This window comes from Dyadobacter fermentans DSM 18053, from assembly GCF_000023125.1.
In the GTDB taxonomy this organism is placed as follows: Bacteria; Bacteroidota; Bacteroidia; order Cytophagales; family Spirosomataceae; genus Dyadobacter; species Dyadobacter fermentans.
This window is the reverse complement of sequence record NC_013037.1, coordinates 2301577-2325556: the sequence shown is the minus strand read 5'-3', so window position 1 is coordinate 2325556 and position 23980 is coordinate 2301577. Positions and strand designations below refer to the sequence as shown.

At 46.3% G+C, this 23980-nt stretch carries 25 protein-coding genes and 1 pseudogene; 8 read left to right on the top strand and 18 right to left on the bottom strand.

Annotated elements, in window-relative coordinates:
• The first annotated feature begins 1 nt into the window (after position 1).
• Entirely contained in the window at positions 2–1090 is a 1089-nt protein-coding gene (locus tag DFER_RS09305; protein WP_015811375.1) for a dipeptidase, read from the top strand.
• A 90-nt stretch (positions 1091–1180) separates the two neighbouring features.
• Positions 1181–2545, top strand: a complete 1365-nt coding sequence (locus DFER_RS09300; protein ID WP_229206216.1) for a hypothetical protein — start codon at positions 1181–1183, stop codon at positions 2543–2545.
• 40 nt (positions 2546–2585) lie between these two features.
• Here the strand turns inward: DFER_RS09300 and DFER_RS09295 are convergent, their stop codons facing one another.
• Both DFER_RS09295 and DFER_RS09290 read right to left on the bottom strand, forming a co-directional pair.
• A complete protein-coding gene (locus tag DFER_RS09295) occupies positions 2586–3455 on the bottom strand; it encodes an AraC family transcriptional regulator (protein ID WP_015811373.1) in 870 nt (289 codons plus the stop codon).
• 766 nt (positions 3456–4221) lie between these two features.
• Positions 4222–4851: a hypothetical protein gene (locus DFER_RS09290; RefSeq protein WP_015811372.1), complete on the bottom strand. Its 630-nt coding sequence runs from the start codon at positions 4849–4851 to the stop codon at positions 4222–4224.
• Between the two features lie 195 nt (positions 4852–5046).
• On the opposite strand from DFER_RS09290, the gene DFER_RS09285 reads away from it, so the two are divergent.
• Positions 5047–5502 carry a DUF6624 domain-containing protein gene (locus tag DFER_RS09285; RefSeq protein WP_015811371.1) on the top strand — a complete coding sequence of 152 codons (456 nt, stop codon included), beginning with the start codon at positions 5047–5049 and terminating at the stop codon, positions 5500–5502.
• Between the two features lie 128 nt (positions 5503–5630).
• Positions 5631–5942, top strand: coding sequence for a transposase (locus tag DFER_RS09280; protein ID WP_015810378.1), 312 nt, complete (start codon positions 5631–5633; stop codon positions 5940–5942).
• Between the two features lie 239 nt (positions 5943–6181).
• On the opposite strand, the gene DFER_RS09275 is transcribed toward DFER_RS09280, so the two are convergent.
• Positions 6182–7006 (bottom strand): IS3 family transposase, encoded by an 825-nt coding sequence (locus DFER_RS09275; protein ID WP_041734881.1) that lies wholly within the window; start codon positions 7004–7006, stop codon positions 6182–6184.
• 8 nt (positions 7007–7014) lie between these two features.
• The gene (locus DFER_RS09270) at positions 7015–7422 is read right to left on the bottom strand and encodes an IS3 family transposase (protein WP_015811369.1); all 408 of its coding nucleotides are present in this window, start codon (positions 7420–7422) and stop codon (positions 7015–7017) included.
• Positions 7423–7468: 46 nt separating this feature from the next.
• On the opposite strand from DFER_RS09270, the gene DFER_RS09265 reads away from it, so the two are divergent.
• Both DFER_RS09265 and DFER_RS09260 read left to right on the top strand, forming a co-directional pair.
• Complete coding sequence (locus tag DFER_RS09265; RefSeq protein ID WP_015811368.1) at positions 7469–8137, top strand: IS3 family transposase; 669 nt, start codon at positions 7469–7471, stop codon at positions 8135–8137.
• Positions 8138–8445: 308 nt separating this feature from the next.
• Positions 8446–8937, top strand: coding sequence for a hypothetical protein (locus tag DFER_RS09260; protein WP_015811367.1), 492 nt, complete (start codon positions 8446–8448; stop codon positions 8935–8937).
• 270 nt (positions 8938–9207) lie between these two features.
• Here DFER_RS09260 and DFER_RS09255 read toward each other — a convergent pair whose 3' ends face one another.
• Complete coding sequence (locus DFER_RS09255) at positions 9208–10140, bottom strand: alpha/beta fold hydrolase (RefSeq protein ID WP_015811366.1); 933 nt, start codon at positions 10138–10140, stop codon at positions 9208–9210.
• A gap of 863 nt (positions 10141–11003) precedes the next feature.
• Here DFER_RS09255 and DFER_RS09250 point away from each other — a divergent pair.
• A complete protein-coding gene (locus DFER_RS09250) occupies positions 11004–12248 on the top strand; it encodes a hypothetical protein (protein ID WP_015811365.1) in 1245 nt (414 codons plus the stop codon).
• A 62-nt stretch (positions 12249–12310) separates the two neighbouring features.
• On the opposite strand, the pseudogene DFER_RS30530 reads toward DFER_RS09250, so the two are convergent.
• The 7 genes and pseudogenes from DFER_RS30530 to DFER_RS09220 form a co-directional block, all read right to left on the bottom strand.
• Positions 12311–12400, bottom strand: a pseudogene (locus DFER_RS30530) (DNA-binding response regulator); the annotation flags it as partial.
• A 35-nt stretch (positions 12401–12435) separates the two neighbouring features.
• Positions 12436–12936 (bottom strand): GNAT family N-acetyltransferase, encoded by a 501-nt coding sequence (locus tag DFER_RS09245; protein ID WP_015811364.1) that lies wholly within the window; start codon positions 12934–12936, stop codon positions 12436–12438.
• A 109-nt stretch (positions 12937–13045) separates the two neighbouring features.
• Entirely contained in the window at positions 13046–13780 is a 735-nt protein-coding gene (locus tag DFER_RS09240) for an MBL fold metallo-hydrolase (protein ID WP_015811363.1), read from the bottom strand.
• Positions 13781–13786: 6 nt separating this feature from the next.
• Positions 13787–14149 carry a GIY-YIG nuclease family protein gene (locus DFER_RS09235; RefSeq protein ID WP_015811362.1) on the bottom strand — a complete coding sequence of 121 codons (363 nt, stop codon included), beginning with the start codon at positions 14147–14149 and terminating at the stop codon, positions 13787–13789.
• 48 nt (positions 14150–14197) lie between these two features.
• Positions 14198–15196 (bottom strand): alpha/beta fold hydrolase, encoded by a 999-nt coding sequence (locus tag DFER_RS09230; RefSeq protein ID WP_015811361.1) that lies wholly within the window; start codon positions 15194–15196, stop codon positions 14198–14200.
• Positions 15193–15756, bottom strand: coding sequence for a hypothetical protein (locus DFER_RS09225; RefSeq protein WP_015811360.1), 564 nt, complete (start codon positions 15754–15756; stop codon positions 15193–15195). Before DFER_RS09225 ends, DFER_RS09230 begins: the two co-directional genes overlap by 4 nt.
• A 25-nt stretch (positions 15757–15781) precedes the next feature.
• Complete coding sequence (locus tag DFER_RS09220) at positions 15782–16306, bottom strand: hypothetical protein (RefSeq protein ID WP_015811359.1); 525 nt, start codon at positions 16304–16306, stop codon at positions 15782–15784.
• A 379-nt stretch (positions 16307–16685) separates the two neighbouring features.
• Here DFER_RS09220 and DFER_RS09215 point away from each other — a divergent pair, with 379 nt between their 5' ends.
• Positions 16686–18044 (top strand): hypothetical protein, encoded by a 1359-nt coding sequence (locus DFER_RS09215; protein ID WP_143828703.1) that lies wholly within the window; start codon positions 16686–16688, stop codon positions 18042–18044.
• A 23-nt stretch (positions 18045–18067) separates the two neighbouring features.
• On the opposite strand, the gene DFER_RS29160 is transcribed toward DFER_RS09215, so the two are convergent.
• From DFER_RS29160 to DFER_RS09185, 6 genes are all read right to left on the bottom strand, one after another.
• Positions 18068–20062: a BspA family leucine-rich repeat surface protein gene (locus tag DFER_RS29160; protein WP_187293448.1), complete on the bottom strand. Its 1995-nt coding sequence runs from the start codon at positions 20060–20062 to the stop codon at positions 18068–18070.
• Positions 20063–20141: 79 nt separating this feature from the next.
• On the bottom strand, positions 20142–20399 hold the full coding sequence (locus DFER_RS30700) for a zinc-binding dehydrogenase (protein ID WP_222837324.1): 258 nt from the start codon (positions 20397–20399) through the stop codon (positions 20142–20144).
• The gene (locus DFER_RS30695) at positions 20399–20710 is read right to left on the bottom strand and encodes a zinc-binding dehydrogenase (RefSeq protein ID WP_222837323.1); all 312 of its coding nucleotides are present in this window, start codon (positions 20708–20710) and stop codon (positions 20399–20401) included. Before DFER_RS30695 ends, DFER_RS30700 begins: the two co-directional genes overlap by 1 nt.
• Before the next feature lie 299 nt (positions 20711–21009).
• Positions 21010–21444 carry a cupin domain-containing protein gene (locus tag DFER_RS09195; RefSeq protein ID WP_015811355.1) on the bottom strand — a complete coding sequence of 145 codons (435 nt, stop codon included), beginning with the start codon at positions 21442–21444 and terminating at the stop codon, positions 21010–21012.
• Positions 21445–21594: 150 nt separating this feature from the next.
• Positions 21595–22851 carry a GNAT family N-acetyltransferase gene (locus DFER_RS09190; RefSeq protein WP_015811354.1) on the bottom strand — a complete coding sequence of 419 codons (1257 nt, stop codon included), beginning with the start codon at positions 22849–22851 and terminating at the stop codon, positions 21595–21597.
• A gap of 103 nt (positions 22852–22954) precedes the next feature.
• Positions 22955–23857: an AraC family transcriptional regulator gene (locus DFER_RS09185; RefSeq protein ID WP_015811353.1), complete on the bottom strand. Its 903-nt coding sequence runs from the start codon at positions 23855–23857 to the stop codon at positions 22955–22957.
• Between the last annotated feature and the right edge of the window lie 123 nt (positions 23858–23980).

The window sequence follows — 23980 nt, the reverse complement described above, 5'->3', positions numbered from 1 at the left end:
GATGAGCAGACTGATTTTCGACGCCCACCTGGATTTGTCTATGAATGCCATCGAATGGAACCGGGACCTGACCCGCCCACTGGCTGAAATACGGCAGCGCGAGATGCATATGTCCGACAAAAACGACCGCGGCAAAGGGACGGTATGTTTACCGGAGCTTAGAAAGGGCAATATTGGTTTGGTAGTAGCAACCCAGTTGGCGCGCTACACCCCACAGGGAAGTGCGCTGCCGGGCTGGAATTCGCCTCAGCAAGCCTGGGCGATGACGCAGGCGCAGCTGGCCTGGTACCGGGAAATGGAGGCACTTGGCGAAATGGTCCAGATCAGGGATGTGGCAGGATTAAATGCACACCTGACGCTATGGAATGATCAGTCCATGGCGGCCGAATCGAAGCCTGTCGGCTATATTTTAAGTCTGGAAGGGGCCGATTCCCTGGTGGATATTTCCTATTTGCAGAGAGCTTATGACGACGGCCTGCGGGCAGTTGGGCTGTCGCATTTCGGGTCCGGGAGGTATGCTCCGGGGACAAAGATGCAGGGGCCGGTGACGCCGGCGGGGTTTGAGTTAATGCGCGAAATGTCCCGGCTGAATATGATACTTGATACGACGCATTTGACGGACGAAGGCTTTGAGCAGGTAATGGATATTTACGACGGGCCTATCTGGTCGAGCCACCATAACGTCCGCAAAATTGTGCCTAACCAGCGGCAACTTACCGACCACCAGATTAAAAGGTTGATCGAGCGGGGCGCTGTGATTGGCGGTATGCTCGATTGCTGGGCGATGGACATCCGTTTTATCGATATGGTTTCCGACCCCTGGCAACTGGATATCAGGCTGGAACATTTGGTCGATCACTGGGACCACATCTGCCAGCTGGCGGGAAATAGTCATCACATTGCCATAGGGAGCGATCTCGACGGTATTTTTGGCACAGAGCAATCTCCCTGGGACCTCAATTCGATTGCAGACTTACAGAAATACGAATCCATTCTCGAAAGAAGAGGCTACTCGGAAACAGATATCGACAATATCTTTAATGGAAACTGGCTGAGGTTCCTGAGGGAGGCGTGGCGAGCCAATGAGTGAATGAGCCGCCGTGGAACGGGGAATGAGTGAATGAGCCGCCGTGGAACGGGGAATGAGTGAATAAACGAGATGCCCAAACCAATCAAACCCATGCTACAATCCGGAGCTGCACAAGTTAAAACTACCCCTCCGCTGGGGACCCGCATTAATGGGGATTTCATCACGCATTATGCCACTTACATTCATGATCATCTGTATTCCAAAGCGCTTGTTTTGAAATGCGATGATACCGTCGTTGCTTTGGTGGTGGTGGATATTTGCGTGATGCCGAAAGAGTTTCTGGATCCTGTGAAAGCGGATATAACCCGTATGACAGGTATTCCTGCTTCCCACATCCTGATTTCAAGTACGCACACGCACGCGGCGGGCTCGGTTGCGGATGTGCATCTGGGCAGCGTGGATCCGGCTTATGCGCAAAAGTTGCCGGGGCTGATTGTCGAGTCAGTCCGGCTGGCTATCCAAAATCTCCGACCTGCGCAGCTGGCATTCGGCAGTGTACGGGCCCCGGAGCATTTGCTTTGCCGGAGATACGAAATGCAGGCAGATTACCGCCCATTCAACCCGGTTTCGGGCGGGGATGATCTGATTAAGACCAATCCATTTGGCGCAGAAAGCAGCATTCTCAGAAGTATTGCTCCCACCGATCCGGAATTGGGTTACCTGGCAGTGCGAGGTACGGACGGCCGTTGGATCGGTTTACTGGCAAATTATTCGTTGCATTATGTGGGCGATTGGGAGAATGGGACGATTTCGGCAGACTATTTCGGGGTGTTTGCCAGGGCACTCGGCGACAAACTCCAGGCAGGGCCGGAGTTTGTCGGGATGATGAGCAATGGTACCAGCGGAGATGTTAATATCTGGGATTTTATGTACTCTGAGCGGTATCCTAAGGCGCATTTTGCAAAAAGCGAGCTGATAGGTTCTGATCTGGCCGGGCGGGTTTTTCAGAGTATGGATACATTGGAGTGGAAATCGGAAGTGCTGCTGGACGCGGCTTTGGAGCTTGTCTCTATTCCGGTTACCAAACCCAGTTCCCGGGAACTTGAAATAGCAGCCGGACTCCTGGCCGGCGCGCATTTTGAAACCATTGAACCGGATCAGGAAGGTTTGAAGCGGATTTATGCGAGAGAGCAGATATTGCTCAATGAAATGCCCGACCGGCGCGAATGTCCTGTGCAGGTGATCAGGATAGGCGATGGGATGATAGGCGGACTGGCAGGGGAATTTTTTTCGGAAACGGGACTGCGCCTTAAAGAAAATTCCGTGGCAGCGCACTATTTCACGATCAGCATGGCCAATGGGAATGTAGGTTATGTACCTCCGGCGCAGGAAATTGCTAGGGGAGGATATGAAACTTGGCGCTGCCGTTACAGCTGCCTTGCGCCAGGAGCGGAAGATACGATCCGTGAAAAGCTGCTCGTATTGGCAAAAACCCTCGCAGCTGCCCACCGCTGATACTATATTTCAATAGTGCTATCAGCAAAACCACACGAATTTATCGGATTGCCAGCGTTTTGCGGTAATCACTCGGTGTCATGCATTTTAGTTTTTTGAATTGCCGGTTGAAATTCGCCAGGTTATTAAAGCCGCATTCATAAGCTACTTCCACCACGTTCCGGTCGTTTTGGGAAAGTAATTTGCAGGCGTGACCGATCCGGACCGTAGTCAGGTATTCTACAAACGTAACCCGGAACTGTTCCTTGAAAAAATTACAAAATGCAGTGACGCCCATGCTGCTTACGGCGGCGATTTCAGTGAGACTAATATCCCTGTCGAAATTTTGCATGATATAGCCGGTAATCTTTTTGAAACGGTCGGAGGAATCGTAATGGAAGTTTTGTACGAAGCGCGGACTAGCCAAAAGATCATATTCCGACGTAGTAGACATGATATCGAATATCAGGAAAAGGTTGGCCAAACGCTGTAACCCATTCAGTGCGGGCATTTCGCGGATCAGTTTGTTGATCCGGGCACGCGTATCGCCGCGCAATGCAAGGCCTCGGTCGGCCAGGGCAAGGACTTTTCTCAAATTGTCGGTTTCCGGAATATTCATAAAATCTTCCCCCAGAAAATCGTCGGTAAAATGGATCACCAGCGCATCGGCTTGCTCTTCCGCTTGCCGTTCCAGGTAAACAGGGTCATTCACCCAGACATGTGGCAGCAGCGAACCCATGAAAACGAGGTCATCTTCTTCAAAATAGCCGATATGGTCACCAACCATTCTTTTGCCTGTACTCTTATTGACCAATACAAATTCGAAATGCGCATGGTAGTGCCAGGGGGCGGGAAAGAAATCGCCTTTTTCGCGAAACACGATGAAGGATTTGTCGACATCCTGAGGCAGGTGGAATTCAACAGCTTTCATAGTCCAGGGTTTTAGTGCCTATGTAAACTAATACAAAATTTCAATCGGCGCCAGTTTGTGAAAGATAGTATCAGAAATAACGATAAAAATAGCAGGTGAGCCGGTTCTGGCGGCGGTTTGGAATTAACGGGACGGATTCGGCGGTATTGTCCTGAAATAACCTGACATTAGTTTTTAATTGCTTGCATGACAGTCTTTTACGAGAATTGGTAATTAAGAGGTGTAGCCTGTCGTTATGGTGGCACGGAGAGAGAGTCTGAGGTTAGTATGTATGCAGAAGCAGTTGCTTGCTTCTGCATACGGTAAATCGGTCTTCGTTCGAAGCGCGTCAGCAGGATCACCAGAATCTAGAAAAAGAGGATCAACCTCCTTATTCCCAAGACAAAGATTGTTATGATAAGGATGAAGTGTATTTCGATGTAACCGATTGCTACTTTTGGATATTCCCCGGACAAACCTTACTTCGTTTTCGCAAATAGTGTCAGGAATATGTGACAGGAGCCATCCAACACGACGTAAATTGGTCGGTAGGCGAACCATCCGTCAGAATCATCACAAATTTTACATTCGGTTGTTGCGCCAACCGGGCGGCCAGGTGTAAATAACCAAACTGGCTTACGGAACCAGGATTTGCGAGCTGCGCCGAGTGGGACAGCGGGCCGACCGGCACGGACCTCGCGCTAAAATGGATAGAATGGGACAAAGCGAAAAACGCAATGAAATTGGCCGGGTTAATAACTTATGCGCGATTTAGTACACATTGTGATTAAAGGCGTTTTCCAATTGATAGTAAAAATTGTGGAAATATAACATCGCCATTAGTGTCCAATTGAAGGCCCGTTGTCGTACCGATGGCCCAATTGTTTTTAAAATTATGTCTGGCAAATATTTGTAAGGTTCCTCCAACTGACACTGTCCGTTGCGGTTCGGTGTTTCGATTAATTCTTAACGGCAACGGATATCCTGTAAGTGCAGGGAAAAGAACTTCCCTGTCATCGGCTAAGGACGAGGATTGGAAGCGCGCTAGGGCACCAACCTTACCACCTATTTCAAATTTGTTTGTTCTTAAAAAGTAATGTCCTACTTTTCCTACAACCTGTACGGCTGCAATAGTGTATCTATACGACAAATCCTGTTCAGGTAGATTGTCTGGTTTTACTTTCAAAATGTCAGCGCCATCATGTATAGTAGTGGCCAATTCGGTCGACCATAAAAATTTTTGTTGAAATATTCTTTCATATTCCATACCCACCATCAAGCCATAGCTGTCTCCTGTACCAAGTTTTGCCAGCCCAATATTACTACTAAAAAATTGAACAGGAATCGATTGAATGCTTTGGCCAAACGATGACTTTACAATGAATAGGCAAACGAAAATTATTAGTATTTTTCTCATATGGTCATTTTACTGTCGGGACTGGAAATAGGATCCCGGCAATATATACATTGATTGAAATCTTCTCTTGAAATTCATGAAACTTATTTGATATACCTGAGTTGCTGGATCAGTAGGAATAGTGCAAGGAGACCATTCATTTTGCGTATATTGGATTCCAGCGCTTGTCGGACGTTTCACCTGGACATATAACGCATGAAAATTTTCTTTAACGGCATATTGTACCTGCTCCCTTTTCTAAGTTTTGGACAAGTCGACCTGAAGCTTAAAAATGAGCTGGATAGCATGTATGTCCTTGATCAGCGCTACCGAGGGTATTTTTCAAGATTATCTGATAGTCCTGCTTTGGCAGATAGCCTGAAGAAAGCATTCACAGTAACAGAAAACCTATCAGGATATTTATGGACTCGTCAAAATGAAATCGATAAATCAAATTTCAATCGACTCGAACAAATAATTCAGCAGTATGGCTACCCAGGAACAAGGTTGGTTGGCAAGATCACAGACGAGGCTGCATTTTATATTATTCAGCATTCACCAAAGATTGAAGTATACTTCCCCTTAGTTAGAGCAGCAGCAGAAACGGACCAGTTGCCTTTTTATCTTTCTGGTATGATGGAAGATCGCACCACCGGCCACATAGAGGTATGAGATTGTCGCGTCAATCGTTCGGTCCAGAGTTTGACTCGTAGGCATGTATTCTTACTAGCCAGTTATATGATTCGGATAACTAAGGTGGCTCCAAAAAGCGGCACACATTCTTGCACAACCTAAGTGCAATGGAAAAGCGATTTGGGGTAAAATCCCGAAGAAGTTATGATGCTGATTTCAAGCAAGAACTGACTACAATGCTAATGTCCGGCAGGAGTGCGCGAGAACTTTCCCAGAGTTTTGGAATTGCAGAAAATCTTCTTTATCGTTGGAAAAGCATGGCGACGATGAAGACAAAAACGAAAACGGGCGATAGTGAAAGCAGTAAGTCTGCGAAGCTTGCGGCTGAGAATGCAAGATTGCGGGCTGAGAACGAACGCTTAAAAACCGACCGTGAGATACTAAAAAAGGCGTTAGGTCTTTTCAGCAAGTCCGACTGAGAGACGTCTATGACTTGATTTTCAACCTGTCGAAGACGAATAAAGTAAGCTACCTATGTCGATTATTCGACGTTAGCAGAACGGCCTACTACCGATACAGGCGCGGAGAAAGTCATAATGCGGACAAGAAATATAACCGTCCAAAGCATGAAGTTCGGATCGAATTTATCCGGAACATGAAACGCTACGGCAGTCGACGAATCAAGGAATTGAGTCGTCCTGAAATAGGTTGACAGGTTTTATAATGATCCCAGTTGCTTCTGTGACTGGGATTTTTGTTTGTAAATGTATTCAGGTGTTTGCATTTGTAAGGACAGATGTGGTCTGTAATTGTTGTAAAGCTGAACGGCTTCATCGACCAGATGACCTGCCAGTTTCCTGGAAGGTAAAATATTTCCTAGTCCAAATTCTTCCTTCATCGTTTTGTTCATCCTTTCTGCTAATGCATTCTCGTATGGGTCAGAGTTTTCGGTCATGCTGATATTGATATGGTTAAACCTCGCAATACTGGTGTATTCGGCACTACAATACTGTAATCCTCTGTCAGAATGATGGATAAGACCTTCAAGTCCATTCATACTGCACTTAACAGCCATTTGGAAAGCCTTTTTCATTTCAACCGCTTCCATATTATCAGCAATTGCATAGCCCATTATTTTCCTGCTATATGCGTCTGTTACCAGGTTTAGGTAGCAATTCCCTTCATCGGTTTTCAGGTAGGTGATGTCACTTACCCATAGCTGGTCGGGCCTGGTTACCTTCAAATCTTTGGCCAGGTTTGGATACTTTCTAAGCCAGTGTTTTGACATCGTTGTTTGCACATATCTCCGCTTAGGAACGATCAGCATCCTATGTTTTCGCATTAAATCAAACAGTTGATCACGCCCGAACCTGATTTGGGATGCGCTTAGGGACTCCCTGAGCTGATGATAAAGCTTTCTGGTACCCAAACGTGGCAAAAGCTTTCGCTCTCGTTCAACCAAGGTCTTCACTTGTGATTCTCGTTGCACCCGTAACTGTGCTGATTTACAATGTTTATAAAAGTACTGGCGGCTATAACCCAGTACTTTCGCTACGAATCCGACGGGGAGCCGCTCTCTTTTTGAGCCTGATCCGCAGCTTCTGACAACAGGCTCAAATACTTTTTTCTGATGTCGGTACCAAACTGGCTGTCAGCAATATCGATGGCCGTATTAAGCACATGTTTTTCCTGTTCAAGCCGTTTCAGCTTCCTTTCCAGTTCCCGGATCTTTTTATTGGGTGTGTCTTTTTTCATGGTTTCAGATTCTTTCCAATCTAATCTACCATGTTTTCTGAGCCAAACCAAAACAGTACTCCTTCCCTGAATGCCATGCCGGAGCTGGGCTTGCTTGTAGGTCAACTCACCTTTTTCGACTGCATCCACAATCGATAGTTTGAAGGCCAAACTGTAATCTTTCTGAGTACGCTTCTTGTAACACTTAAAGTCTTGTTCTTCCATTAGTTGACTTTGATTGTGTCAACCTATATCAGGACGGGACAAATCCTTGAAGCAAAAAGGCATCAGAATCGGCCGTCGAAAGGTGGTTGAAATCATGCGAAGAGAGGGTTTGAAAGCGATCCAGCCTCCCAGATTCATTCCAAGGACTACTGACAGTAAACACGGCAAACGGATTTGCGATAATCTGCTTCTCGATCAGCCAAAGCCGGATCACCCCGATGCGATATGGGTGTCGGATATTACCTACATGCCACTAAAAGGTGGTAAATGGGCATATTTGTGTATCTGGATGGATCTGTTCTCTCGCCAGATTGTCAGTTGGAAGCTTGATGAGAATATGCAGGAAAATCTGGTGAGGGAGCCATTGGAAAAAGCGCTGTTGAAGCGAGGAATTAAGCCTGGTCTAATAATTCATTCTGACCGGGGAGGTCAATATCTGTCACGTAGAATGAAGCAAGTAGTCAAAACTTTCAGATTGAAACAAAGCATGTCGCGAGCTGACGATCCCTACGACAATGCCTGTGCGGAGTCATTGTGGAGTCGATTAAAGGCCGAACTGAGTATTCCCAAAGGAGGATATATCAACCTCGAGGTATTGAGATCCGTACTTTTTGAATACATCGACGGGTATTATAACACCCGGAGGTTACATTCCTCTTTAAATTACCGAAACCCCGTAGCATTCGAAACTGAATACTACCGAAAAACTGGTTAAACAGAAATAAAATCAATTACTAACCAGCAAGAAGTGTAAACCAAAAAGGAACCACGTCAAACTCATTTTATGCTAAATGACGGAACACAGAACAAGAGGATGTAAGGGGTTTTGGGGGTGGATACGATTGAGGCCTGCTTAGATTCTGCCAGCGGGAGGGCCTTTTTGCCAACTTCTGGGCGAGTAAAACATTTTACCGCGCTATATTTATGGCTTGGGGGAATAGGAATAGTAGTGATCGTCGGTACCGTATGGGAATTTGTTAAACTGACTCGCACCGCTTTGACTCAAAACAGAATAGAGCCGTTATGAAGCCGATAGTATTCCAAGAAGAACAAAAGTTTAGACCAGTTTGGATGGTTGTTATTTTGATTTTGATCGAAGTGATTTTAGTTGGAGACTTAACGATTTCTATACTAAATGAAAACGCTTTTGGCCCAGTAGAGTTGATATTCAATCTATTAATCGCGCTTTTTCCAGCAATCATCTTGTTAGTAATCTATGCATTCAATGTTAGGTTAGTCAGCACGATAAGCGAAGAAGGGGTGCATTTTGTCTGGCTTCCGTTCCCCAAAAAGGCTAAAACCATTTCTTGGCAAGAAATAAAATCAATCCAATTTACAACTTACAGTTTTGTAGGTTATGGATGGAGGTTTAGCAGTAAATATGGGACAGTCAATAATGTTTCTGGAAATAAAGGGATCGCACTTGAACTGAATAACGGCAGCAAATTTCTAATCGGAACTCAAAAATCTGCCGATTTAATCAATACCGCCATAGAGCCTTTTAATCGTAAGTAACCTAGGCCCGTCATAGATGAAGAACTTACTTTACCCTGGTATCAAATAATGCCCGTTTTCTGACATAATTATTGCTGTTTGCGCTGGATAAAAGTTCTTGGGTCCTCGATCGGAAGATTTGCGGCACCGGCTTCCAATTCAGAAACACGATTAAGGTCACGCATACGCGCTGGAAACTTGACAATTAGCACTTGTCTCAAATAACCAGGGATTTGTAAGACAGTAAGAGGTCTATCGGGGCTACGTATGTAGAGATTTCCGCTGGCAGTCTTACTTAGCTTTTTTGAGCCATGTGCTTAGCGCTGACAGAAACAACGACTGTTGATCAATGAAGACAGTGTGGGAACATCGATCAAGGTATTTAACATTTGAATTACCAATCAGGTATTTCAATCCACTTACTTGCTCATCGGAATAAAGTCCGTCTTGTTTCCCGTATAATGCGAATATAGGCATGTTTGCATTTCTCAAACTATTTAGGATAGGCGTCACATCAATATTAACTTGATTCTCATTCTGCCAAAATGTATGTACTGCCGATTCATTTCTCAGATAGCTATTAATTAGTGTATCCGTTTTATAAGTGGCGTAAATACGTTTTGCTAAGTGATCAGGATCCGAAAGTGTGAAAAAGCCATTTGCCGACGCATGTCTGAAAACCAATGTACGGTATGCAAAAGACCGAGGATTAAGTTGAGCAATGGCGGTTAGTTCGTTCAAATTTGTCGTGTCCTTTCTTTGCTCATAAATCGTCCTTGTTTTGCTCAATATCGTCTCATACGATTTCTGCTGAGATATTAGTGCACTGCATAACACAACTGCCCTGACCATGCCAGGATGCATTTGAGCATATTGAGTTGCTATCAAACCGCCGAAGCTAAATCCGATCAGACTGGCATACCTTAGGTTGTACTTTTTATAAATGCCACTCAAATCAGCGAATGCTTCATTAAAATTCAATTTGGCAGTACTATCCTTTGAGCGGCCTTCTCCCCGTCGATCATAAATGATCACAAAAAATCCCTTATCGGCAAGTAACTTTGCGGTTGTAGCTTCAAAGTAAACACTGCTGCTTCCTGGCCCACCGTGTAAAAATATGATTGGCTGGTGTTTCGGATTCCCAAATGATCTGCTGTACAGTGCCTGTGAACAAGCTGCCGACCAGCCAAATAAAATGAGAAGGATCGAGAATAATATCTTCATATCAGTTTAGTGCAGAGCAGAATATGTAAAATAACATCAGTTCAGGCGAGGCGTATGCTACGGAATGGCGTCGACAGCTAGTCAGTTTTCATAAAGAGATTTTTTGGCAAGAAGAGGGTACGTATCTGCAAACGGAATTAAACGTACTATTTAAGAAAATTTTGTATTATCATGTTTGGTTTAAGCTTCAAAAGTTACGAGAGAGCAAAACGAGAGCAGGATTGATTTTGATGAGTGGGTAAAGGCTGACCCATCAGATAAAGGATTTATGATCTAAGTCGGTATTGCTGATAGCCGGATCGTCCTAATTGCTCATAGCCCGATCATCCTGCAATAAGCAATGGCATGCTTTTTTGTTTAATGTGCTTGATTGTAACATAACATACATGTAGCTATGGGAATTAAGCCAGGACCTAAAAAAGTTGCAGACTCAACAAAAGAGCCTGACAAGCGCCAACGGGACAATAAGGAATCCCCGGGCAACACGCCTTCTTTGAAACCACACAAGCACAAAAAAGGCGATTAGCTAATTGAAAGTTCAAAGAATCGATACGCTGCTATCGACGGGCTAGGATTTTTTCTAGCCCTTTTTTGTGTGCTCCGGTAGTAGCTCAGAAACTGGCTCGATTTTGTGCCAGCCTTTATTTAGCATGCACCCAAGCAGCGGGCATTCTACTCACTCTGGATTGCGTTTCGCGTTTCTTTTATGCTGAATTTATCACAGACGTTTGATTAGCGCTCAAAGATCCGGATATTTTTAAAACTTAAACGAGCCCATACAACCATTCAGGTGGTTTTTATCCACCTTGTAACAACGGGTAGTATTATAACATTACCTCTTGTGTGTAAAACACCAGCCGTCAATGAGAAACCATATAATCGTACTTTTTTTTTCCTTGGCAGCACCATTAGTGTATTCCCAAGATACAATCAAAGTGACTTTTAGCCAGGAAACCGACACACTTACCAAGCAGCGGTTCATTGACAGATACGAAAATATCTTCATGACAAAAGTGCCCACCCGGCATATGTTGAAGTTTGGGTTGGGGTTTTATCCTGACAATCTTAGTAGATTTTATAGCTCCGAAGTCAGGAACCTTACTTATGAGATCGGCTATGAGTTTAAAATATTACCTGCGGCCTCAATCGGTGTAAATATTGGGGTTACCAATCCCTATAACTACACGCCTAAATTTGCTGGTACATTCGTCGCAAACGTTCAAGGGAAATGGTATTTCGATATGGCCAAAAGGATCAGTCAGGAAAAAAGTGCCAACAATTTCACCGGCAATTTTCTATCAGCAGTCTATGAGCATCGGATCCGATATGACTGGAGGCGTTTTAAATTATCCAGGATGGGGATCGAGTTCGGACTACAACGCAGATTTTTAAGTCAGGGGAGATTTGAATTTGCAGTTGGCCTGTTTCGTCAGACATACCAAAATGGTTACTATCAGGCTAATGAATGGTTAGCGGGTGATCAAACAACGGAACTGGCCATAACCACTCGTACCAACATCGGGTTGGCCATCGGCGACTGGAAACGCACCAGCCGTTCCCCTTTGTGTGAAATATTAAACTGTGAACAGTTCGTCCTTAAACAATGGAAGGTGTCCCTTCCAAGTCTGGAATTGTCATTGAGGAAAATTCAATTGACGACGGCATTCGCTTATGAGCGCAAATTCGGACAAAGCCCCTTTTCTGTCAATGCCCAGGTATTTTCAGATTTTCGGAAGGAGTTTCGTAGAAGCTACAAAGCTGATGGCAATGAAATATTTGATTACTCTTACCAACTGCAACCAATTGTTCAATTTCGGTTCTATGCCTTGCAAAAGCGGAACATCCGGAAAGGTACCGGGGGTAACAATTTATCAGGAATATATTTTGCGCCACATGTTGAATTCCTTAGGTATGCTACAACAAGGTGGGGACATTATCAATCCAAGCAACACTTTGGGCCAGGACTTTCACTAGGTTATCAGCAATCCATCTTTAAGCGTGTGTATGTCGATATTTTTGGAGCCATGGGGCGAAACTTACTTAGTGATTCACCAGACATACCAATACACTTCGGCACTTTAAGGATAGGTTTTGGACTCAGGATATAATTAAAAATGATCGGTATGGTTTCGTCGATCTGCTTGATTTCCTCAGCGAGCGTGAAACCGTCTTTTTTTGGCATTTTGATATCGAGCACGCACAAATCGAAGGGGCGGGATTTGAAGGCGTCGAGACCGGACTGACCGTCGTGTTTGAGCATAGCCAAACTGCCCTTGCGTGGCAACACAAATCTATTTAGCGGCTGGTGGGAAAGCCTGCGTCGCCGATTGACTTCTTTTGCATGTGGTAGTTGGTAATCAGGACTCCTCGAATCAAATTGTGATTTTCTCGAATGATAGAGAAGCCCTGCTTTTCAAAAAACGGCCGTGCTGTTTTGCTAACGTCAGCTGTCAGCACCTGGGTGCCCCGATCTATTGCTTGTGCTTCCAGCTGCTTGTAAATGGCTAAGCCGATACCCTTGCGCAAGTGGCGTGAGTCAGTATACATAAAGTCTATGTAACATCCGTTTTTCAGGGAGCCGAAGCCGACTATCTCGCGATCCATTTCCGCAATTACAAAGAACTGTTCGCTTATCGCTTGATCCCATCGTGATTCATTTTCTGTGCCTCGTTTCCAGGCGTCGCGCTGTTGCTGGTCATAATCGTTTGTACAAGCGTAGTCTATGGTTCGCTTGTACAACATTTGTAATGCAATTTTGTCCTCTAAATGGGCTGGTCGTATATTGATTGTTGACATGTAGAGACTTGGACTAGAAATAAAGGTTACAGCATTTCTGTGGTAGTAGGTCACAGTTGATTCCCAACTCATTCCTCCAAGTATTCGCAATTGTTTTCATGCTAATAGACTATCTATAACCTCCCAACATTTCTCCGAGTAGTGGCTGTGAGTTTTCGACCACGCCGCCATGAAAACAAATCAGCTGCGTTACGCGTAGGTTTGCAATCTTTTTCACCGAATTGACTGCTTCCGGCAGGTCTAGCGTAAATGCTGGGTTGGCGATATCGAGTTTTCCATTCACATATACCACCGCGTCGCCGGCAATCAATGTCATTTGCTCAGGCAGATATAGTGAGATGTGCCCTGGGGTATGACCGGGTGTTGGGATGATTTGAATGCCTGCTAAACGTTCCGGGTGCTCTTGTAAAATGTGGTGAACGGGCACGGGCCGGATGTCTTCGAGCTGCGATTGAAATGCACGCGCCCATTCTCTGTCGGAAGGCGGCAGTGAACCGAACATGGATTCGGCTTGCACAAGTCGGGGCGCTTTGCATGAGCCATTGATGAATTGCGCCTCCTGTGCGGATGCATGGACGCGGATGCGCGGATGCTGCTCACATATTTCATGCAATCCGCCGACATGGTCCAGATCATGGTGTGTTATCACAATGTCGGTTATTTGATCAAATCCGGTCCCCAGTGCGCCAAGCGCCTTTTCAATCAATGCAGCGGAGCCGGCATAGCCAGTGTCAACCAGGATTTTTTGCGGGCCGTTCTCAATCAGCACCGGATAGGTTGTTTCAAGTCCCTGACCGGAAACAAATTCTATTTCCAGTGGATGCACAAGCAAATTGTAAGACATATCGGACTAAATTTTTTTGAAATGATACCCGCGCTCACCAAATGGTTGAAGCTCGTCGACGTGCAGCTTTTCAAGCTCTTTTGCTTCGCGGGCGTAGTTGCGTGCTTGCGATTCGTCCTGCTGAATTTCAGCCAGTATTTCAAATGCAAAGCTCGTCTCACCGAACTCATTCCATTCCTGTTGCAACTCAGCATTTCGAAACGCGCCCAATTTTAGCTCGCTTCGCATTCTGTTCCAGTACGCATCCAGGTTTACATTGCTTCCAATGAGGATCTTCTGATTGGTCAGGTTGCGAAGTTGAAACACGCCTATCCTGAATTTCTTCTGCCGGAACGCTTCTTTTAATGCTTTTTGGTTGGTTGATGTCATTTGTGGATGATGGTAAAGTGTTGACCAAATTTGTAAAGAGTGGCTCAATCACTTCACAAACGCTCGCACCGCGTTTCCAAAATCGGCCGTCTGGGTGATGAACGGCTCGTGCCATGACTCTTCGAAGGTCGTCCAGGTTACCTGGCTGTTTGTAAGCAGCGTGCGGCTCTGCCGGCCGATCTCTACCGGCACGATCCCGTCTTTTGCACCCCAGAAGAGACCGATCGGGACAGTGACGTTTTTAAGCAGATCACCTTTCTCAAATGTCTTGCTTTCAATATCCCCGTAGTAGCCGTATGCTTTGCTGTGGGTGAACTGTGCCAGCGCTGTGTTGGGTGAGCCGAAGGCATAATTGATGACATATTTTTTATCCGAATAAAGCGAGACAGGGTTGCCGTCCAGCTTGTGCATCCAGCGGTAAATGCCTTCCCAATCGACAGTTTGGGTGTTTTGCGGAGTGACCGGATTAGCCGTTAGAAAATCTTCGGCTTGGGTGTTGCCTTTTTCTTTCGCCTGTTTCAATGCCCATTCGCGCACTTGGTAAAGCCAGTGGTAATAGGAATACATTCCATTCACCATCATGGCGCCAGCCACCTGCTGCTGGTTGTTGCCGGTGGTTAAATACTGCCATGCAAGCTCCACGCCAAAGCTGTGCGCGAGCAGGTACACTTCGGTATCGGGATATTGCTTTTTCAGCAGCCTGATCACCAGCTGCATATCTTCACCAAACTGCCCGTAACGCAGGGTAGCAGGGTCTACTTTGCCCGAGGAAGCACCGGCCACGCGCTGGTCCCAGTATGCCATCATCACATCTTCTTCGAGGTCTTTCAGGTAATAGCGGTAACACATCGCGCAGTCGCCCGGCCCGCCGTGGACGAAAAGCACAATTTTTTTGGCCTGGCTGTTTCCCTTTACCCAAATGGGCATATCCGCGCCCTTATGACGCAAAAACAGCGTCTGATCTTCGCGTGGCTTGGCGTCCTTGTCCTTACAGCTGGTCAGTCCGGCTATCAGGCAGATCGCCAGTAGTCTAGTTAGTATTCTCATCGTTTTTTGAGGGGGATTAATGTTCCAGCTTCCAGGGCAAAGCGCACCAGATTAGAAGTGTTGTAAGGGCGCTGCTGCATGACGTTCAGCCTCACGTACCATGCGAGCGGCACCTTTTTACGGACTGATAAGTCGTGACCGACGCCGATTGAAACCGTGGGCAAGAAGGCATTGCCTCCTGCGAAGCGAACCCGCTCGAAGTCGCCGTCGGATGTAGCTTCGAACGTGCGGCCTTCGAGGAAATAGCGGAAGTATGATGGGGCAATGGCAAATTCAAAAAGCGCGCCTCTTTTCCCAATCCTTCGGAAACCAATTTCAGGAGAGAGAATCATGCCAACATGGTTTTGGGGATGCCTGTAACCGGCAATGCCGAGTGAGCCATATAAAAGGCGTTTTGCCGCATTGCGGGAGGATACCGAGCCTGCCAAAGGTACTTCATAAGCGCCTTTTAAGCCGTAATGCGTGATTGTTTCTCCAAAATAGCCCAAACGCAGTTTTTGGGCGGATGATATGCCGGGCGCCAGGACCAGAAGCCCAAGCCAGATAACGTAGTTTTTCATAACATTAGTGAAAAAATCCGAATCCTCAATTAACAGTTATATCAAACTCGCCGCTGAAAGCAGCGCTGTCCGGGTTACACTCCTCCGGATTGTTGGCATCGAACAATGCTCCGGAGAATGTGCCTTTTGCACGTTTGCCGGGCGTATATTCAGTGATTTTAATTTCGCCCTTTGAAGAGGAGTAGCCGGATTTGTCCGGGCAGATCTGCGTGAAGTAGTTGTTGAACACCGTCCCGTCAATTTTGTATTCAACCTGGCTTACCTGGGTGTAGTTTCCGATGTCCTGTTTGTAAGGATACGTTCCCGCCTGGTCACCAAACGCGGTCAGCGAGAGATAGTCATCCCCGGTTGAGCCAGCAGTAATACCGATGCTGACGATTGATCCGAGCTTTCCTTCGGAAATACTAGCATCTCTATACGTTTTGGTTTTGCCGTTAAAGGTTAATGTGAGCGTTGCCTTTTCCGGGGAATCAGAGGATTCCTGACTTTGCTGGCAGGCGATCAGGCCGATGAGCAGGCCTGCGCTTAAAAACGTCGTTTTGAATTTCATGGCTGGTGATTTTTGATAATGTATCCTGAAAGTTCAGCGGATACACGTTCCCGCAGCATGCTTTCAAGGCAATGCAAAATTGGCAGACAAGATGTTGGGCAAGAACAAGAATCCTGTTCAAATGCAGAAAAGGCTATGTGAATTGTAATGGAATGGAAGTAAGTTGTTGGCCATCGGTATCAAAAGTATATGAGAACGGCCAACTGGTATAAAAAAATTGAGAAGCGGTTTTTTGTATGGGGAGATGAATAGCTACAAGTTGTACAAAGCGCCCGTGGTTGTTGCACAACTCATGATTGTATGATACTATAAACTAAATATTACTGGAAACGAAAATCTATGTAACTTCCGCTATACCTTCACTTAACTCCAAAATCCTGTGCGTCACCTTTACCCGCTTCTGCTACTTATTTTATTGGTTGCCTGCAAAAAGAAAGATGACGCGCCTGCTCCCGAGATATTGACCCGGAGTCTTCCAACCGGTTTACTTTCTTTTGCGATTGACAATGTTCCTCAGGAAAATATCCGTTTCGCCACGATTGAAGAAAATGGGCCGCACCACAATCGGATCGTGATAACATTGCCGAAGGCATATCCAAAAGGTGACGAGATGACTGTCAGGATCAAGATGATGGAAGATCTTGTCATTCTGGACGGTGCCATGAACGAATATAACCCGGCAGAAATGAAGCTGAACTTTTCGAAAACGGGTAGCCTTGAATTTACCGTCTACAATAAGAATAGCAAAGTTTACTTGGGCAACTTTTATTTATACGTCGATCCGACAATCCCACTGACCGCTCCTTCGACCGGCAAAGACTACGAAGAAACGCTAGACGGGACGGAAACATTTATATACATACCTGTCCAAAACCTAGGGACTGCGGAAACGATTACTGAAAAAAATGAATGGCTTACTGACGTTGATATTTTTATTAAAAACAAGAAAACTGGCATCGTGACCACTTCGCGCGGGGCATACTATCTTGAAAACCCTAACAATGATCTCTTTGCCATGATCCCCGCAGCAATGGAGGCCGGAGAGTACGAACTCACGGTGCAGAAACAAAATCGAAAAGTAATTATTCCGGATGCGCTTGTTTTGAAATATGGAAAGCCGGTTGTTCAAATATTACCCTTTACGTCGGTCAGCATGGATACTTCAAGCGGTATCAGCTATCTCGGCTATAACCTCTTGCCGGAACATCAGTATATCATGGAGCTCAGAAACGATTTCACTGCACCAGTGCGGCTGGAACTATCCCCTAATAGCCATCTCAGCTTAAAACATGATATCCCAGCTTCTTTCCCAAGCGGGAACTACGAGGCGGTACTTTTTATTGATGGCAAGGAAATGCCATCTTATTGGAATTACAACCGCAATATCCTCGAAATCAAAAAAGACAGCAGACAGCCAAGTCTAGCTACTCTCTCAAATGAAAAAAATGCTGTTTTGGGCGAAGTCACACTTTACAAGGCTGTTACAACCTTCAAGAAAAGTGAACCGATTATTGCAGATCTGCGCGATGGAGGTTACAAGAGCAACATAATTATGCTATTAAAAAATGTGGCTACGGGAGAAACTTTCGAATTGCCCTTTTCCGGTAAAACGGATTCCTTCATCCCTTTCTCGCTTTTTAACATTACCAAAGAAGTTCCAACGGGAAAGTATGAGGTGTTTATAAAAGAAGTTGATAAAACAAGCGAGCGATACCATAAGATTATCACTATTGAATAGCATTTTTGATAATACGCTCAAAACTATTCTTTCACAAATTTCGAGAACCAGCCAGAGTCCGATTTGATCATATAAATTCCGATTGGTAGCTCATTGACGGGAATAAGGATTGTCTCAGAAGTTTTCTTTACCTGCGCCATTTGCTTACCCGAAGTATTAAAGATTCTCAGGTATCCATTGTCTTTTCCTGATATGGTGATAAAATCGCTTGTCGGATTAGGGAAGATATGTATCACAGAGCCGGTTTTCAGGGTGATCGCCTGAATGCTGGAATAGTCGGTTTTTCCGTTAAAATCTACGATTTTTAATCGGTAGTAAGCTGTACCGTCCATCGGGTCCAAGTCGTCCAGCAGATATTTTTGTACCGACGTCGCTGTCCCCGCCCCTTTAACGCGCCCGATCGGCACCCATTTGCGGGACCTGTCAAGCCGCTCCACTTCAAAATAGTCATTGTCAGTTTCCGAAGCTGTGGACCATTCAAGCCGGATTATGCCATTGCTACTTTTCGCATCAAAGCTGATCAGCGAAACTTCCAGTGCAGCGCATTCCACTTCTTCACCAATCTCGATCATCCAGCCTTTGGCATTCTGGAGCGTTTCAAGTGCCTGGGCGGCAGAGGTGCCGTAATCAACGCCTTGCGCGCCCATCAGGATATTATCAGAAGTGTTGGGATTTGCAGCCCATCCTTCCAGTGTAAGAGACATATTTACGCAATCAATTCCCGTAAATGCCAGTGTCTCAAACATATTGGGCGAATTCGCCAGCGACCAGTTGCTGAGTGGCTGGTTAAATGCAGTGGCGTTGGAAAACATTAACGACATATCTTCCACCTGGCTTACGTCCCAATTATTAATAGGCTGATTAAACGATGACGCATCACCAAACATCGCGTGCATAATTTGCACATTACCAACATTCCAACTGCCAATTGCACCATTAAAAGCGCTGGCGCCATAAAACATCTCGGCCATGTCAGTAACCTGGCCGACATCCCAGTTATCCAGGGATTGATTAAAACTGGTGGCCTCTTTAAACATTCTGCTCATTTCCCATACGTTGCCTGTGTTCCAGCTGCCGATAGTACCGTTAAATGCGCTCGCCCTCTCGAACATCTGAATTGTATTGGTGACCTGGCTAACATTCCAGTTATCCAGTGGCTGGTTAAAGCTTGTCGCTGCGTTGAACATGGAATACATGTTCGTCACACTGCTTACATCCCAGGTGTTGAGCGGTTGGTTGAAATCTTTTGCTTCTGCGAACATCGATGACATGTCCGTCACCTTGCTCACGTCCCAGTTCCCGATCGGTTGATTAAACTGCGAACCATGAAACATGCCTCCCATATAGATTACATTGCTGACATCCCAATTGTTGATTGGTTCATTCCAGCTCGTGAAGCCAAACATCCCATCCATTTCGGTCACAGAACTGACGTCCCAGCTGTTGATTCCGGGAATGGTGGTGATCGAGCTGCAATAGCTGAACATTCCGTAGGTAGAAGTTACATTTTGTAGATTGGGGATATCGCTTGCGGTAATGCGCATATTGGTGCAACGGGAGTATGCCCGGTCCATATTTTCCCACTGGATATCACCCCACTGCTTGATTTCCAGGAGCTTGGCATTGTCGTTTTGGCTATCGAATTGAATTTTTGTGAAGGTCCCGCTGCCAGGTGAAATACTCACCTCATAAATCCCGGGATTGGGAAAAGTGAGCGTATGATATCCTGATGCGGTCTCTGCACCACTATTTGCGAGGTTTCCAACCTCCTGCCAGGTGATACTGTAATTAGTGCCGGTTGCGGGGATAAGAATCTGGTGATCGGTACTGGAACCGGGGTTGTCTGTCTTCCAAATCGTGATGTATTGCGCCTTCACGCCCGCAGCGCAGAGGAAAACAAGAAGGAGGCTGATGTAAAGTTTTTGCATAAGGGATAAGGCAGTAGCAAATACATAAATTGTGGTTGTATGGTCACAAAATACGCCACATACCCGCCGATATTTCTTGATTTCAATCAATTTTTATCAGACTGGAATACCTTTTCTTACACGTGTTTTTAGCTATGACAAGCCCGACAATCAGACCCCTATCTTCATCTCAATGACCTATCTCTATACCAATCTTTCCATAAAAATTTTCATCCCCGTCTTTGAATTCAAGCAAGCTGTGCGCCTTTCCTATGTCAGCCAATGGGAAAACTTTGTTTAATACAGGTTTTAGCTTACCGGATTCCACGAGCTTTGTGAGCTCGTCCATTTTGTTTCTGGTCTGCCTGGTGAATACAAAATGGTAAGTGGCATTTTTCCCCCACGCGTGGATCAGGTTTTGCGGCTTCTCAATGTCGACTAAGGTCACTACTTGTCCCAGTTGACTAAGCACCAGCCCGCTATCGACAGCGTGTTACCGCCTAGGGTGTCAATCACGACATCTACTCCATTACCTCTTGTAAGTCGCTGAATAACGTCAATATAGTTTTCGCTTTCATAGTCGATCACATGATCGGCACCCAGGTCAAGCAGAAACTGGTGATGGACTTTCCTTGCTGTCGTAAATACGACTGCTCCCATGGCTTTCGCGATCTGAATGGTTGGAATACCCACACCACCTGCGCCGCCGTGAACCAGAATAGACTGATTGACCCTCAGCTGTGCCCTGGTTACCAGCATTTCCCATGCCGTGCCGGCGGCAAGCGGAAGTGTCGCCGTACAGGCAGCCGATAGCCTCAGGATGGCCTCCCGGTGGATACCGATTGGGCATGTTACTTATATGGAAGGCGTCGATGCCCGGCAAGAAGACCAAATGAAAAAGATTGGAATAGGAGGGGTGTCGGGCAACAAACTGTTTCTGCAAAAACGGCTGTTACTTGATATGAGACGGCGAAAGTTTGCGGTGTTGGGACCTTAGTCTACGTATTCATGAAGTTTTCGCTGGACGGTGATCGGTGTCGGTGCCTGCTTCAAGGCTTCTAGTTGGCCACCGGCACCAGCCCGTATTGCAGCATCACTTCTTTTAGCCTCGCCATGTCCGGCGGGCCTGCGGCGCTGATGATGCCCAGGATGTCTTTAAAGTAATTAGAAGTAAAAACGCCGGGATTGGCATAGGCGAGGATTTCGACTGTTTCGTCGGTGTTGTTGTAAAAGCTGTGAACCCGTCCCCGCTTGATGAAATAATGGTCGCCGGGGCCGAGCTGCACTACCTGATCATCTACAGAGAGTGTGAGCGAGCCCTTCAAACCGTACAAGGTTTCGTCAAAATTGTCGTGATAGTGCGCGGCGGGAACCTTGGCATTGGGATGGATCACGCATTTGAATAGTGTGAACTGGGCATTCGTGTCGGCAGCGTCCAGGCAAAAATGGATTTCGAGCCCGTTACCCAGGTTGATGATTTCGGAAGGTTTCATAGCAACAGCGGTTTGTTAAGGCAAAACAAGCAATTCGTCCCCGCTAAAAAATTGATTGTAATCAAGAAATTTTACAAAATGCATGTTTCCCTTGCGGATGCGGCTCAACGTTTCAGGCGTGAAACCCAGGTAGCCCGCGATTTTCCGGCATTAATGTCGGCTATAATGAGCTTGAATCAGCTCTTGTATCTCATGCCGGTGCAGGTGTTGGGCCCAATTCAACGCAGTGCCTCCGTGGATCTTATCCCGAAGCCGGAGGTCGGGATTTGCGGATAAGGCCAGCCGCGCCAGCGCAATATCATTTCTCTCCACTGCCACATGCAGAAGGGTATATCGGTGCATTCCGTAAAGTTGATTTGCTGCCGCAGGCTCTTGGGACAGCATTGCGATACAACGGTTTTCCCACCCCATATCCCACGCATCAAGAACGCTGCACAAAGCACCATGCGCGATCAGCCATTCGGCGGAAGCTTCTTGTCGGCAATGTGCTGCCAGCTCCAAAAGCCGCATTCCATTGCAAAGTGGTACATTCAAATCAGCGGCGGGCAGCGTGTCCAAGATGGATAGGTTGCCTTTTCCTACGGCCTCCGCAAGGGCAACCTGTCCCGGGCCGGGCGGACGGGTGCTTAGCCGGTCATCGGTGATCCACCAGGTGAGACCGTCATTGATCCATTTAAAACCCAGCTGCTCATAAAGTGGTCGTCCCATGTTATTGGCGTTCAATGTCGCATAATGATAGCCTTTTTGAAAGGCATGCAGGCAAGCTGCCGAAACAATGGCCTTGCCAATGCCCTTTCCCCGGGCCTCCGGTACTACGCCTACATTATAAATACCGGCGACCCCGCCGCCAAACACCACCAGGCCCTGTGCCGCCACTTTGCCCTGCCACAGGGCCACGAAGCGCTGCACTTGGTCAGGATTTGAGTTTTGAAGATTTGTATTTCCACAACTGTCCTTTCCTGAATAAGGAAGTGCGGTGAGGCTATGCAGCAATGTCTCATTATCCGGCTTTATCAGGAGATCATTAGGCGCAACAAAGTCGGAGCGCAGCGTGGCAATCTCTATTGCCATCCAGCAAGGCTGCCATCCAAGCTGGAACCCCCTCGCGAGGAGCATTACATCCAGATCGGTTGTTTCGGCAGGACTTAGGGACCAAACCCCCAGATTGCGGACCGGATGTGTCTGATAAAAGCCTGATATGGCATCGAGGGCCGACGTGCCGTCAGGGGTACTCGGAAAAGGTATGGTTCCACTCTGTTCTGTTGGTATGTAGGTCCAGCTGCATCCGGCTTCCTGCGCTATGAGGCCTCCTTTTGCCTGGGCATCCAGAAAAAACAGATCGGCGTGATTTCCGGCAATTGCGGCTTCGAGCTGAAAGGAATCGGCATTTGACAGGATAGTAGTCATAGAACAGATTGATAATGCCCGGAAATTTACAGACTTAAATTAAACAAGCTCCCTGCAACGCGATCCGCCCCAAGTGCTTTAAACGAATTTTGAAGTCGAGGTGTTACCCTAACTTCTTGGCAGTGAGCTTATATTGTTCAGGGGATTGCCCCATGTTTTTCTTAAAAACTCTTGAAAAGTAAAATGGATCGTCGTAGCCAAGACTCATGGCAATTTCCTTGATTTTGCCTTCATTGGCATAGATCAGCTGACAGGCTTTCTGCATTTTTAAATGGATAAAATAATCGACCGGCGCCATGCCCGTGCCTTTCCGGAAAAGCATCGAAAAATGCGAGCAGGAAAGCTGGTGCTGGCGGGCCATGTCTTCTACCGATAATTTCTGGTCCAGATTCAGCCGCATGTGCGTGATGGTTTCGGTAATCAGGTCTGTCTTTTCCGTGCCTTCTGTGGTCAGGTGCTTTTCGGGGAAAAGGAACATGGCGGTGAAGTAATGCAGGCACATGGTTGCATTCGCCAGGTTTTCCAGGCTGTAACCCATTTCCAGGCTCTGGTAAATGCGGTGCCAGATATCCAGGGTTTTTTCATTGAACAAAATATCGACCGGCCCTTTCTGCGGCGCGATTTGCAGCGACTGGTTAAAATTGTCGATCCCGGCACCCGTAAAATGCACCCAGTAAATGGTCCACGGATCGTCATGATCGGCCCAATAACGTATATATTGATCCGTTGCCGGCAGCAGAATAAACTGATTGGCGGAAACTTCGAATTTCTTGTCGCCGATCACGTAATGCCCTTTTCCCTGAATGCAGTAAATCAGGATATTATCTTCACAACCTTTCCGGCGCTCGCGGTAATGGAAAAGCGCCTTCGGGAAGTAGCCGATATGGGTAATGTAAATCTGAAAAAGCGCGGGATTTCTTTGCGCGACATCCTTCAAAATCCCCGGCGGTAAACTGATCAGTTTTTCTCCGTCGAACCCGTCCCTTCTTCTGAAAACGTTGCTCATGATTTGGCGCCGATTTTAATTGAATTTTCCATGATGAGAGTTTCTACGACACGATAATAGCCATTTTCATAGACAATATTTCCATTTTATGTTGAGATGGTGATATAAATGAGATTTTCTGTC